This is a genomic window from Nocardia tengchongensis (genome assembly GCF_054781395.1).
The window spans coordinates 496,609-511,367 of record NZ_BAAGUM010000015.1 but is presented as its reverse complement, the minus strand read 5'-3'; the positions used below and the strand labels follow the sequence as shown (position 1 = coordinate 511,367).

At 71.8% G+C, this 14,759-nt stretch carries 2 protein-coding genes; both read right to left on the bottom strand.

Translation table 11 applies throughout. The features are described 5' to 3' along the window. Positions 1–44: 44 nt before the first annotated feature. Positions 45–1,037 (bottom strand): ATP-binding cassette domain-containing protein, encoded by a 993-nt coding sequence (locus ACYVKL_RS28885; protein WP_379166281.1) that lies wholly within the window; start codon positions 1,035–1,037, stop codon positions 45–47. Next, a complete protein-coding gene (locus ACYVKL_RS28880) occupies positions 1,034–14,725 on the bottom strand; it encodes an amino acid adenylation domain-containing protein (RefSeq protein ID WP_379166279.1) in 13,692 nt (4,563 codons plus the stop codon). The genes ACYVKL_RS28885 and ACYVKL_RS28880 overlap by 4 nt, the downstream gene beginning before the upstream one ends. Between the last annotated feature and the right edge of the window lie 34 nt (positions 14,726–14,759).

The following is a 14,759-nucleotide window of genomic DNA, read 5'->3' as shown; positions in this document are numbered from 1 at the left end:
CGTCGCGTCGGCCGGGGGCGCTTCCGGGTCGGCGGGCAGGGTCGTCACGACAGGATCTCCTCTTGGACGGACTCGGGGACGGGCAGGTCGGCTCTGGATTCGGCGGATTTGCCGGTGAGGGACAGGAATACGTCGTCGAGGCTGGGCCGGTGCACGGTCGCGTCGAGCACGCACACCCCGGCGTCGTCGAGGCGGCGCAGCGCCTCGACCATGGTGCGGGTGCCGTCGCCGACCACCACGGTCAGCGTGTCGGCGGCCTCGTCGAAGCCGGGTTCGCCGATACCGACCCCGGCCAGTACCCGCCGGGCGGGCGCGGGATGCTGTCCGGCGGCGAGGGTGACGGTGAGCTTGTCGCCGCCGATGGAGGTCTTGAGTTCGTCGGCCGAGCCGCGGGCGATGACGCGCCCGCGGTCGATGACGGTGATGCGGTCGGCCAGCAGGTCGGCCTCTTCCAGGTACTGGGTGGTGAGCAGGACGGTGGTGCCGTCGTCGACGAGTTCGCCGATGACGCGCCACATGTCCAGTCGCCCACGCGGATCCAGGCCCGTGGTGGGTTCGTCGAGGACCACCACCGGGGGCCGGCACACCAGCGCCCCGGCCAGGTCGAGCCGCCGCGCCATACCGCCGGAGTAGGTGCCCGCCCGCCGCCCGGCCGCCTGTTCGAGGCCGAGCACGCTGAGCAGTTCGGTGGCGCGTTCGGCGGCGTCCTTGTGGTTCATGCCGTACAGCCGGGCCACCATGCGCAGGTTCTCGAACCCGGACAGGTTGCCGTCGATGGCCGCGTACTGCCCGGACAGGCCGATTCGGGTACGGGCCCGCGCCGGATGCTTCAGCACGTCCACGCCCGCGACGCGCACGCTGCCCGAGCTCGGGCGTAAGAGGGTGGTGACGATGCGCACGGTGGTGGTCTTACCCGCGCCGTTGGGCCCGAGTAGTCCCATCACGGTGCCGCACGGGATCTCCAGATCGATCCCGTCGAGCACCCGCACCTTGCCGTAATACTTCACCAGCCCTTGGACTTCCACGGCCAGACTCATCGCGTCCCTTCCCGCCGGGCTTCGATGGCCGCCAGCTGATCCCGCAACACCGGCCCGATGACGGCGAGGGATTCGGGCGTGGTCATGCCGGCGTGCGTGCAGCGCACCAGCTGGTCGTGCACCGCGCCGGTGACGTGGGGCTGCCAGGCGGCGGCACACCGCTGCGGGTCGGCCCGGTTGATCTCGTCGTCGGCGGCGGTGAAGAACAGCAGGTCGCCGTCGAAGACGCGGGGGGTGAACCCGTGCGCCTGTGCCGCACCGTTCTCGTATCCGGTGTAGAGCCGTTCCAGGTGTTCGATGGTGAGCGCCGCGAACGGCCCGGCGCGGCCGCGCAGCAGTTCGGCCGCCTCCTGCAGCGTCATCCGCGGATCGAGGTCGGCGTCGCCGGCGAGCAGGTCGGATCCGAATTCGGCGATGATGGACGCCACCGACGGCACCGCCTGGTCGAGCAATTCATCCGAGAGCTGGTAGCTGTCCATCATGCCCAGCAGCGCGACTTCGTCGCCGCCCTCCTGCAGCTGCACGGCCACCTCATGGGCGATGAGCCCGCCCAGCGACCAGCCCAGCACCTGGTAGGGACCGTGTGGCTGCACCGACTTCATGTGCGCCACATAGTATTTCGCGGCCTCCCCGATCGAGCGGTGACTGTTCTCGCCGGAGACGTGCGGCGCCTGCAGGCCGTACACCGGCCGTTCGGGCGGCAGCTGCGCCAGCAGTCCGGCGAAGCACCAGGACAGGCCGATCGCCGGGTGGATGCAGAACAGCGGCGGCACCGTCGAATCCGGGCTCGTACGCAGCGGCAGCACCGGGCCCAGGGCGGCGGTCAGCGCGGCCCCGGCGTCGCCCTCGGCGGCGGTCAGGCGCGCGGCGATGGCGGCCGGGGTGGATTCGCCGAACATGGCCTGCACGGGCAGGTCGATGCCGGCGGCCCGCACGTGCGCCACCACCTTGGTGGCGAGCAGCGAGTTGCCGCCGAGTTCGAAGAACCCGTCGTCGGCGCCGACCCGACGGTCGGACTCGATGCCCAGCACCTCGGCGAAGGCCGCGCACAGCGCCTCCTCGATCGGCCCGGACGGCGCCCGGTAGCCCTCGCGGGCCGCGAACACCGGTTCCGGCAGCGCCTTGCGGTCCAGCTTGCCGACCGGCGACAGCGGCAACCGGTCCAGCAGCATGATCGACTGCGGCACCATGTAGTTGGGCACCAGTTCGGCCACGTGCGCGGTGAGTTCGGCGGTGGTGGGCGCGGTTCCGGTGCGCGGCTTCACGTAGGCCACCAGCGCGGTGGAGCCGGCCGCGGTGCGGTGCCCGATGGTGGTCGCGAACTCCACCGCCGGGTGTTTGGCCAGCGCCGCGTCGATCTCGCCGAGTTCGATGCGGAAGCCGCGAATCTTGACCTGGTGGTCGGTGCGGCCCACGTATTCCAGATCCTGGGCGCGGCCGTCACGTTCGAGCCACCGGACCAGGTCGCCGGTGCGGTACATGCGGGCGCCGGGCTTGCCGAACGGGTTGGCCACGAACCGTTGCGCGGTCAGGCCCGGGCGGCGCAGGTAGCCGCGGGCCAGGGCCACGCCCGCGAGGTGCAGTTCACCGGTGACCCCGGCGGGCGCCGGGTGCAGGCGGGCGTCCAGGACGGTCGCGCCGACACCGCGGATGGGTCCGCCGATGGAGATCTGCCCGCCGGGCGTCAGGGGCTGCGACATCACCGTCACGATGGTGGTTTCGGTGGGCCCGTACACGTTGTAGAGCCTGCGGCCGGAAGCCCACCGGGTGACCAGGTCCGGCGGCAGCGCCTCACCGCCGACCAGGACGTGCCGCAGCGCGGTCACGCCGGTCGGGTCGACGGTGCCCAGCGCCGAGGTGGTGATGAAGGCATGGGTGATGCCCTCCTCGACGAACACCCGCCCCAGCCCATCGCCGCCGACCACGCCGGGCGGGGTGATGACGAGCGTCGCCGCCCCGCCGAGCGCGAACAGCGTGTCGAGCATGGCCGCGTCGAAACTCGGTGTGGCGAAGTGCAGGACGCGGCAGCCGGGCCCGACGTCGAACCGCTGGGCGGTCTCGGCGGCGAAGTTGGACAGACCACCGTGGGTGACGACGACGCCCTTCGGGATGCCGGTGGACCCGGAGGTATAGATGACGTAGGCCGGGTGGTCCATGCGCAGCGTGTTCGTGCGTTCGCCGTCGCGGATCGGGGCGTCGGAGGTGGCCAGCACGCGACGCCGGAACGACGGCGAGTCCAGCACGGTCCAGTTGGCCCCGTCGGGCATGCGCTCGCGATGGGTGGAGAGCGTGATGCCCACGGCCGCACCGGAATCCAGCAGCATGTGGCTGATGCGCTGTTCCGGGTAGCCGGGGTCGACGGGCACGAAGGCGGCGCCGGCCTTGGCGATGGCGAGGGTGACCGCCACCGATTCGGCCGAGCGCGGAATGCCCATGGCGACCAGGGTTTCGGGTCCGACGCCGTAGCCGATGAGCACCCGGGCGAGCCGGTTGGTCCAGCGGTCGAGGGCGTCGTAGGAGATCTGGGTGCCGGCCGAGCGAACCGCGATGGCCGCCCGGTTCAGGTTGGCGGCGGCCTCGAACACCTCCGGGAAGGTGATGGGCAGCCCGGGTTCGGTGCCGCGCACCGGCGCCAGCGCCGACCATTCGGCGGCGTCGAGGAGTTCCAGATCGCCGACGGCGGTGGCCGGGTTGGAGGCGGCCGCGCCGAGCAGCCGCACGAACCGCTGGGCCAGCCGGTGCGCGCTCACCTCCTCGAACAGGTCGGTGGCGTAGTTGACCGACACGGTGATGCCGTCGGGTTCGCGAGCTGCCGTCCAGGATTCGGTGAGGGTGAACTGCAGGTCGAACTTGGCGATGCCGGGGTCGGCGTCGTCGGCCTCGATCCGCATGCCGGGCAGTTCGAGCACCCGCGCCGGCTGGTTCTGCACCGACAGCATGACCTGGAACAAGGGATGGTGCGATTGCGAGCGGACCGGGTTGAGCACCTCGACGAGCCGCTCGAAGGGCACGTCGGCGTGCGCGAAGGCCTCGAGATCGGTGTCGCGGACCGTGCGCAGCAGGTCGGCGAAGGTGATGTCGCCGTCGACGCGGGTGCGCAGCACCAGCGTGCCGACGAACATGCCGACCAGGCGGTCCAGCGCGGGGTGTCCGCGCCCGGCGATGGGCGTGCCCACGGTGATGTCGTCGCCGGCGGTCACCCGATGCAGCAGCGTCACCAGGGCCGCGTGCAGCACCATGAAGATGGTGACCCCGTGTTCGGCTGCCAGCGACCGCAATTCGCGGTGGGTGTACGCGTCGAGGGTGCAGTCCACCGTGCCGCCCCGATAGGTCGGCGCGGGCGGGCGGGGCCGGTCGGCGGGCACCGCGAGCAGTGGGGGCACCTCGTCCAGGGCGCGCCGCCAGTAGTCGAGCTGGCGGCTGATCACCGATTCCGGATCATCCTCGCTGCCCAGCACGTCCTGCTGCCACAGCGTGTAATCGGCGTACTGGATGGGCAGTTCGGGCCATTCCGGGCTCTGCTTGGCCACATGCGCCCGGTACGCGGCGGCCACGTCCGCCGCGAGCGGTTGCAGCGACCAGCCGTCCATGGCGATGTGGTGGACGACCAGCACCAGCACGTGCTCGGTCGGGCTGCCGGTCAGGCGCAGCAGCGCCGCGCGCACCGGCACACTGGTGGCCAGGTCGAAACCGTTGGCGGTGACGCGGCGGATCTCGGCGGGCACCTCGGCTTCGGTGACCGTGCGCACCGGCAGCCCGATCACGGCGTCGCCGGGTTCCAGGATCTGCTGGCAGGGTTCGCCGTCGATCTCCGGGAACACGGTGCGCAGCGTCTCGTGGCGCTGTTGCACCTCGTGCAGGGCCGCGCGCAGGGCCGCCACGTTCAGTTCGCCGTGCAGGCGCAGGGCGACCGGAACGTTGTACGCGCCCAGCGCTTCTCCGTGCTCCCCGGAGGCGTTGAACTGCTCCAGGAACCACAGCCGGCGCTGCGCGGCCGAGAGCGGGATGCGGGCGGGCCGGGTGCGGCGGCGCGGTTCGGGGCGCAGGTCCGCGGTGGCGGTGCCGGCGTCCAGCGCGGCGGCCAGTCCGGCCACGGTGGGTGCGGCGAACACGGCGCGCACCTCGAGCCGCACCCCGGTGGCCGTGGCCAGCCGGGCCACCAATTGGGTGGCCAGCAGCGAGTTTCCGCCGATCTCGAAGAAACTGTCGTCCGCGCCGACACCCTGCGTCCCGACCAGTTCGCCGATCACCTCGGCGACCAGGCGTTCGGTGTCGGTCTCCGGCTCGCGGGAGACGGTGACGACGACGGCCGCGGGCTGCGGCAACGCGTCACGGTCGAGTTTGCCGACGGGGGTGAGCGGAATGCGGTCGAGCACGGTGAGCGAGCTCGGAACCATGTGCGCGGGTAGACGTTCGGCGCAATGCGCGCGCAGCTGCTCGAGCTCGGTGGCCGCGCCGTCGGCGGGCAGCACGAACGACACGATGCGCCGCACCCCGGCGATCTCGCGGACCTCGGTGTGCGCGAAGCGGATCGCGGGATGCGCGGTGAGCACGGCGTCGATCTCGCCGAGCTCGATACGGAACCCGCGCACCTTTACCTGGTGGTCACTGCGCCCCAGGTAGACGATGTCGCCGTCGGCGGTCCAGCGCACCACGTCGCCGGTCCGGTAGACGCGGGCACCGGGCGGTCCGAACGGGTCGGCCACGAAGCGGGCGGCTGTCAGCGCGAGGCGGTCGAAATAGCCGCGCGCGCAACCCTGTCCGCCGAGGTACAGCTCACCGGGGACGCCGACCGGGACCGGGCGCAGCCGTTCGTCGAGGACCAGTGCCCGCGCGCCGCGCACCAGGTTGCCGATGGTGACCGGTTCCCCGGCGGCGAGCGGTCCGGCGATGGTGATGACGACGGTGGTCTCGGTGGGTCCGTAGCCGTTGAACATCAGGCGGCCCGGCGCCCAGCGCGCGACCAGTTCCGGTCCGCAGGCCTCGCCGCCGACCATGACCGAACGCAGGTGCGGGAGCTCCCAGCGGTCGCGGTCGATGGTGGCCAGGGCCGCGGGGGTCATGAAGAGGTGGCTGACCCGTTCGCGGTCCATCAGCGCGGCCAGTTCGTCGCCGCCGTAGACGTCGGGCGGGACGATGATCATCGTCGCGCCCGCACCGATCGCCAGCAGCAGGTCCAGGATGGCCGCGTCGAAGCTCGGGGACGCGAAGTGCATGGTCCGCGAGTCACGGTCGGACCGCATGCGCTCGCGCAGTTCGTCGGCGAAGTTGGACAGACCGCCGTGGGTGACGGCCACGCCCTTGGGTTTTCCGGTGGAGCCGGAGGTGTAGATGATGTAGGCGAGGTCCGCGGTCCACAGGGTGCTGATGCGGTCGGCGTCGGTGATGGCCTCGTCGTCGAGCACCTCGAGTTCGTCGAGGAGTTCGGCGTCGTCGAGCAGCAGCCAGTCCACCGGGTGGTCGCCGGCGGCGGCGTGCAGGGCGGGCGCGTGCTCGGTCATGCTGATGCCGACCCGGCAGCCGGAGTCGGTGAGCATGTGCCGCACCCGATCCGCCGGATAGTTGGGGTCCACCGGCACGAATGCGGCGCCGCACTTGGCGACGGCCAGCGCCGCCAGCACCGATTCCACCGACCGGGTCAGGCCCAGCGCCACTCGATCACCGGGGCCCAGGCCGCGGTCGATCAGCGCCCGCGACAGGCGGTTCGAGTAGACGTCGGATTCCAGGTAGGTGAGTTCGGTGTCCTCGAAACTCAGGAACACCCGGTCCGCGTTGAGGTGCGCGGTGGCCGCGAAGTAGGCGGCCAGGCTGCACTGCGGTTCCGGCGCGGGACCCCAGGCGGGAGTGAACATCTGGCGTTCGAGTTCGGTGCGCGCGTCGATGTCGCGGACCCGGACCCGGGCGTCGGCGGTGACCGCGTCGAACACCCGGACCAGGCGTTCGGCGAGGATGGTGACGGTGGACTGCTCGAACAGTTCGGCGGCGTAGACGAATTCGAAGACCCGCTCGTCGGCGCCGAGGCCGGGCAGCACCCGCAGTTCCAGGTCGAACTTGGCCAGCGCGATGTCGAGCTCCTCGGCCTGCAGTGACAGTCCGGGCAGTCGCAGCGCGGGCGCGGGGGTGTCCTGCACGGTCAGCGCGACCTGCAGCAGCGGGCTCGCGCCGTAGCGGCGCTGCCGGTCGTCGCTGGCGGCCAGTTCCTCCACGACCCGCTCGTAGGGCACCTCGGCGTTGGCCATGGCGGCCAGTTCGGTGTCGCGGTCGGCCTGCAGCAGTTCGGCGAAGTTGCGGTCGGGGTCCACGTCCGAACGCAGGATCAGGGTGTTGACGAACATGCCGACCAGGTCGTCGAGGCGGGTGTCGGTACGCCCGGCGATGGGGGTGCCGATGACGACGTCGCGTCCGCCGGTGACCACCCGCAGCAGCACGGCCAGGGTAGAGCGCAGCACCATGAACATGCTGACGCCGTGGGCGCGCGCGACCTCGGCGAGCTTGCGCTGCAACGCCTCCGGCACCTCGAAGCGCACCGTTCCGGCCCGGCCGCTGGGTTCGGCCGGACGGGTCCGGTCGTAGGGCAGCGGCAGTTCCTCGGGCAGATCGGCCAGCGCGTTCCGCCAGTAGGCGAGCTGGGCGGACGCGGCGCTCTCGGCGTCGGTGTCGGCGCCGAGGACCTCGCGCTGCCACAGGCTGAAGTCTGTGTACTGCACCGGCAGCGGCGTCCAGGTGGGGGCCGCGCCGCCGTGCCGGGCGGCGTAGGCGATGGCCAGGTCCCGGGTGAGCGGGCCCAGCGACCAGCCGTCGGCGGCGATGTGGTGCAGCGCGATGCCGAGCAGGTGCCGGCGGGTTCCGGTGCGCAGCAACGTCATGCGCAGCGGGATCTCGTGGGCCAGGTCGAAGCCGCGCCGGGCCAGCGAGCGCAGCGCCGTGCGTGCGCCGACGTCGTCGGTCTCGACCGCGTCGAGCACCGGCAGGCAGCGCGCGGTGTCCAGGACCACCTGGTAGGCGCCCTGCTCGTCCTCGGGGAAGACGGTGCGCAGCACCTCGTGGCGTTCCACCACGTCGGCGAGCGCGGCCCGCAAGGCGTCGAGGTCGGGATCGCCGTCGATCCGCAGGACAAATGCGATGTTGTAAGCGCTCGATTCCGGGGAATACCTGTTGAGGAACCACAGTCGCTGTTGCGGCAGCGACAGTGGTACGCGCTCCGGGCGCGGCGAGTGCACAGCCAGCGCGACACGCTGCTCCCGGGGCGCCTCCGTGTTGACCGCCGCGAGCCGGGCGGCCACGCCGGCCACGGTGGGCGCTTCGAAGATCTCGCGCACCGGCAGTTCCACCCCGAACTCGGCGTGCAGGGCCGCGGTGAGGCGGGTCGCGAGCAGCGAGTTGCCGCCGATCTCGAAGAAGTTGTCCTCCGCGCCGGGCGCGAGCCCGCCGAGGATGCCGCCGAAGACGAGTGCGACCTGTTGTTCCAGTTCGGTTTCCGGGGCGCGGGTGGGTGCGGCGGCCACGAATTCGGGTGCGGGCAGCGCCTTGCGGTCGAGCTTGCCCGACGGGGTGACGGGCATGGCGTCGAGCACGGCGAGCGCCGCGGGCACCATGTAGCCGGGCAGCCGCCCGCGCGCGGTTTCCAGCACCGCGGCCGGGTCGAGCGCGGTGTCGGCGGTGAGATAGGCGACCAGGCGCGGGATTCCGCGTTCGTCGTGGTGCACCAGGGTGAGCGCGAACGTCACACCCGGGTGCGCGGCGAGCACATGGTCGATCTCGGCGAGTTCGATGCGGAAGCCGCGGATCTTGATCTGGTGGTCGGCGCGGCCCAGGAAGCGCAGCTGCCCGGTGCCGTCGGCGACCACGAGATCGCCGGTGCGGTACATGCGTTCACCGCGGCGGCCGTGTGGGTTGGCCGGGAAGGCCTGTGCGGTCAGGCCGTGCCGGCCCAGGTAGCCGCGCGCGAGGCCGGGCCCGGACAGGTACAGCTCCCCCGCCACGCCCGGCGGCACCGGGTGCAGGCGGGTGTCGAGGACGAACAGCCGCATGCCCCGCACGGGCAGGCCGATGGGGACCGGCTGCCCGGCCACCATGGGTCCGGTGGCGGTGGCGGCGACGGTGGCCTCGGACGGGCCGTACATGTTGTGCATGCGCCGGGCGGGCAGGCCGGGCCGCGAATCCGGTGCGGTCCAGACCTTCACGAGGTCCTCGGGGCAGGCCTCGCCGCCGACGATGACGGCCTCCAGCTCCGGCAGTTCCGCCGCGGGGACGGTGCCCAGGGCGGCGGGTGTGACGAAGGCGTGGGTGACGTGCTCCTCGCGCAGGATGCGCGCGAGCTCGGCGCCGCCGAAGACGCCCGCCGGCGCGACCACGATGGTGGCTCCGGCCGCGAATCCGAGCAGCAGTTCGAGCACCGAGGCGTCGAAACTGGGTGACGAGAAGTGCAGGGTGCGAGCCGAATCGGTGACCTTGAACAGGTGCATCTGCTCGTGCGCGAGCGACGCGATGCCCGTGTTGGTGACCACGACGGCCTTGGGCTTGCCGGTGGAGCCGGAGGTGTAGATGAGGTAGGCCGGGCCGCCGGTGCGCAGCGGGTGGTGGCGGTCGGCGTCGGTGACGGCGGTGTCGGGGAACTGCGCGCATTCCGCGGCGAGCTGTTCGGAGCCGAGCAGCAGCCAGTCCACATAGCTCTTGCGGTGCCGGCCGCGGCTGCCGGGCCAGGTCGGCATGTCCTCGCTCCGTTCGGCATTGGTGATGCCGAGCATGGCGCCCGAATCGGCGAGCATGTGCGCGATGCGGTCGGACGGGTAGTCGGGGTCGATGGGCACGTACGCGGCGCCGGTCTTGGCGACCGACCACACCGCGAGAATGCTGTCCAGGCTGCGCGGCAGCGCGACGGCCACCACCACCTCGGGGCCGGCGCCGTGCTCGATCAGTACCCGCGCCAGGCGGTTCGAGCGTTCGTCGAGTTCGCGGTAAGTGGTGTCCTCGCCGCGGTAGCGCACGGCCACCGCGTCGGGCAGCCGTTCGGCGGTGTCGGTGAGCAGCCGTGCCAGGGTGGTGGCGGGTTCGGCGGGGGCACCCATGATGGGCACCAATCTCGCGGTCTCGCGAGCATCCAGCAGGGGCAGATCACCGACCGGCAGGGACGGGTCGGCGACGGCCGCGGCCAGCACCGCGCTGAAGCGGCGGGCGATGGCCTCCACCGTCGCGCGGTCGAAAACATCTGCGGCGTAGCCGAATTCGGCGGTCAGCACGGCTCCCTCGCCGGGCACTCCGGCGGGTTCGTGCACGGTCAGCTGCAGATCGAACTTGGCGATGTCGGTGGCCAGGGGCACCACCTCGGAGTCCACGCCGGGCAGATCGACGCGCAGTTCGGGGCTGCTGTCGTAGGACAGCATGACCTGGAACAGCGGGTGCCGGGCCGCGGTGCGCTCCGGGTTCACCACCTCGACGAGCCGTTCGAAGGGCACGTCGGCGTTGGCGAAGGCGTTGAGGTCGGTGTCTCGGACCTCGGTGAGCATGCGGTCGAATCCGGCGGCCGGGTCGACCCGGGTGCGCAGTACCAGCGTGTTGACGAACATGCCGACCAGATCGTCGAGCGCGGGATCGCTGCGCCCGGCGATCGGGGTGCCGATGGCGATGTCACCGGTGTTGCACAGGCGGGCGAGCACCACGGCCAGCGCCGCGTGCAGCACCATGAACGTGCTGACCCCGCGCTCGGCGGCGACGGCGCCCAGGGTGCGGCGGGTCTCGGCGGGGATGGTGAATTCGACGGTCCCGCCGTCGGTGGACCGCTGCCGCGGGCGCGGGCGGTCCAGGGGCAGGTCCAGCAGGTCGGGCAGGTCCGCGAGGGCGGCCCGCCAGTAGGCCAGCTGCCGGGCCAGGGCGCTGGCCGGGTCGGCCTCGTCGCCGAGCAGTTCCCGTTGCCAGAGCGCGAAGTCCGCGTACTGCACCGGCAGCGGGGTCCAGTGGGGCGCGTTGCCCTGGGCGCGGGCGCCGACCGCGGTCATCAGGTCGCGGGTGAGCGGGTCGACCGACCAGCCGTCGCCGCTGATGTGATGCAGCACCACCAGCAGCAGGTGGGTGTCGGGGCCGATGCGGTAGAGGGCCACCCGCACGGGCGCCTGGCTGCGCAGATCGAAACCGTACCCGGCGAATTCGGTGGCCAACCCGACCGCGTCGCCGCCGGCGGTGGCGTCGATCGGGTCGAGGGTGAGCGGGATCTCGGTGGCCGCGTGGATCAGCTGGCAGGGCCCGTCGGGGGTGTCGGGGAAGGTGGTGCGCAGGCTCTCGTGCCGTTCGAGCACGTCGACGAGTCCGGCGCGCAGGGCCGCGATGTCCAGTGGCCCGGTCAGTTTCACCGCGAACGGCATGTTGTAGGCGGCGGCGTGCTCGGCGAACCGGTTGAGGATCCACAGCCGCTGCTGGGCCAGCGACAGCGGAATGTGGTGCGGCCGCGACCCGGCCACCAGTTGCGGCGAGGCCTGCTCGGGGCGGGCGCTGCCGTCCTTTTGCGCGGCGGTGAGCCGGGCGGCCAGCGCGGCGATGGTGGAGGTTTCGAACAGGTCGCGGATGGTGAGCGAGGCGCCGAGCGCGGCATTGACGCGCGCCATGGCGCGGGCCGCGGTCAGCGAGTTGCCGCCCAGGTCGAAGAAGCTGTCCTGGACGTCGAATTCGTCGGTGCCGAGCACCTCGATGAAGATGTCGGTGAGCTGACGTTCCATCGCGGTGCTGGGCGCCGCGACGGGCCGGTCGGGGCGGCGGGCGCCCGCGGGCGGCTCCGGCAGCGCTTTGCGGTCCACCTTGCCGTTGGCGCTCAACGGTAGTTCGTCGAGCACGATGAGCACCGCGGGCACCATGTAGCTGGGCAGGCTGCGGCGCAGCCCGGCGGTGAGCTCGGCCGGGTCGAGCGCCTCGACGCCGGGGGCGGCGACCGCGTAACCGACGAGTTCGTCGCCACCGCGCCCGCGCCGGGCCACGCACACCGCGCGCGCGACGCGGGTGTCGGCGAGCAGGGCGGCCTCGATCTCGCCGAGTTCGATGCGCAGGCCGCGCACCTTGACCTGGAAGTCGCTGCGGCCCAGGTATTCCAGCACGCCCGCACCGGAGTCGGCCCGCCAGCGCACCAGGTCGCCGGTGCGGTACATGCGCTCGCCGGGGGTGAACGGATCGGCGACGAACCGGTCGCCGGTGAGGGCGGCGCGACCCAGGTAGCCGCGCGCGAGCTGGACGCCGGCCAGGTAGAGCTCGCCGACGACGCCGGGGGCGACGGGCTGCAGGCGAGCGTCGAGCACGTAGGTGCGGGTGTTCCAGACGGGCGCGCCGATCGGCACCTCGGTGCTGCCCGGCGTGCAGTGCCAGGCGGTGACGTCGACGGCGGCTTCGGTGGGGCCGTAGAGGTTGTGCAGTTGCGGCGCTTCGGGTCCGGTGCCCAGGGCGGCGTGGAATTCGGCGACGGTGGCCGCGGGCAGCGCTTCACCGCTGCAGAACACGCGGGTCAGGCCGGTGCAGTCGCCGACCTCGGTGTCGGTGAGGAACACCGACAGCATGGACGGCACGAAATGCGCGGTGGTGACGCCCTGTTCGGCGATGACGCGGGCCAGGTAGCCGGGATCGCGGTGCCCGTCGGGGGCGGCGATGACCAGGCGCGCCCCGATCTGCAAGGGCCAGAAGAACTCCCACACCGACACGTCGAAGGTGGCGGGGGTCTTCTGCAGCACGACGTCGTCGGCGTCGAGCGGATAGGCGTGCTGCATCCAGCGCAGCCGGTTGACGATGGCGGCGTGGCTGACGCCCACGCCCTTGGGCTTGCCGGTGGAGCCGGAGGTGAAGATGACGTAGGCGAGGTGGTCGGCGCGCAGCGGGGCGGTGCGGTCGGCGTCGGTGACGGGCTCGCCCGAGTGCGCGGCGGTGTCGGCGGTGTCGATGTCGAATCGTGGTGCGCCGCCGGGCAGTTCGATGCCGTCGCGGGCGGTGGTGAGCACGCACAGCGGGCGCGCCTGGTCCAGGACGGCGGTGATGCGGTCGGCCGGGTGGTCGAGGTCGATGGGCAGGTAGGCCGCGCCGGCCTTGACGATGGCGTACATGCCGACCAGCAGGTCCAGGCTGCGGCGGATGGCCAGCCCGATCTGGATGTCGGGGCCGGCGCCGCGCTCGATGAGTTCGCGGGCCAGGCGGTTGGCGCGCTCGTCGAGGGCGGCGTAGGTGAGGGTCTCGCCTTCGAAGTCGAGGGCGATCCGGTCGGCGGAGCCGGCGACCCGGTCGGCGAACAGCCCGGCCAGGGTGCCCTCCTGGCGGGGGACCTCGGTCGAGTTCCATTCGCGCAGAACGCGTTCGCGTTCCAGATCGGTGAGCACCGGCATGTCCGCGACGACGGTGTCGGGGGCGGCGCTGACGAATCGGGACAGGTAGTCCAGGAAGCGGCCGTGGTGCATGGACAGTTCATCGTCGCCGTAGAGGCGCGGGTTGGCTTCGAAGTCGATGTGGATGCGGTCGCCCAGGCCGTTGTACAGGTTGATCGACAGGTCCTCGACCGGGCCGGTGGACAGGACGTTGATCGACCCCATGAGGCTGCCGAACTTCAGCTCGCTGTGGAAGAGCATGAGGTTGACCATGGGACCGAAGAAGCCGCGCGAGTCGCGCGAGTAGCCGCAGTCGCGGCGGATGTCGTCGCTGCGGTAGCGCTGGTGCCGCAGCGCGCCGGTGATCTGCAGTTCGATGGCGCGCACGGTGTCGGCGACGGTGTCGTTCCCGGTGAACCGCACGCGGATGGGCACCACGTTGGACACCACGCCGGCCGAACGGCGCAGGGCCACGGTGGTGCGCGCGGAGACGGGCAGGCTCAGCACCACGTCCTGGGTGCCGGTGACCGCGCGCACGTATCCGGCCAGGGCCGCGACGAACAGGGCCGAACTGTTGGAGCCGAACGCGGTCGCGGCGGCCTCGATGGCGGCCTCGACCTCGGGGGTGAGCACGGCGGTGGCGCTGCGGCGGCCGCCGTCGGACACCGCGGCCAGGGTTCCGTTGCTGGACAGGGTGATCGGTTCGCCGACGCCTTCGAGCTGGCTGCGCCAGTAGTCGCCGTCGGAGACGAAGCGAGTGGTGTCGCGGTAGCGGTTCTCGTCGCCGTAGATGGTGGCGAGCGGGGTGGCGCGGGAGACGACGGGTTCGGTCCGGTCCTCCAGGGCGGTGTATATCTCGGCGGCGCGGGTGGTGGCGTTCATGGCGCCGTAGCCGTCGATGACGATGTGATGCCCGCGGGTGTACCAGATCCAGTCGGCGTCGCCGAGCTGCAGCACCACGTTGATGGTGAGCGGGTCGTGTTCGATGTCGATGGGCGAGCTGGCGTGCTCGTGCATCCAGGCGTCGGCCGCGGCGCGCGGGTCGGCTTCGCCGCGCAGGTCGACGCGCCCCCAGCCGGGCCGCCAGGTGGGGTCGACCAGCTGGTGCGGCACCCCGTCGATCTCGAGCAGCCGGACGTGGCCGACCTCGGTCTCGGCGCCGAAGCGTTCGATGGCGTAGAGCAGGCGGCCGACATCCAGGTCGCCGTGGATCTCGACGTATTGCGCGATGGTGAGCGGGATGTCGGGCCTGATCCGCTGGGCGTACCAGAGGGCTGACTGCGCCGGAGAGAGTACGAAAGGTTGGGCCGAGAATTCACCCGAAGAACATTGGTCGACACGGTCGGTGGCCAATGAACTCATCAAACACTCCGTTCTGACGCTGATAGACGCAACT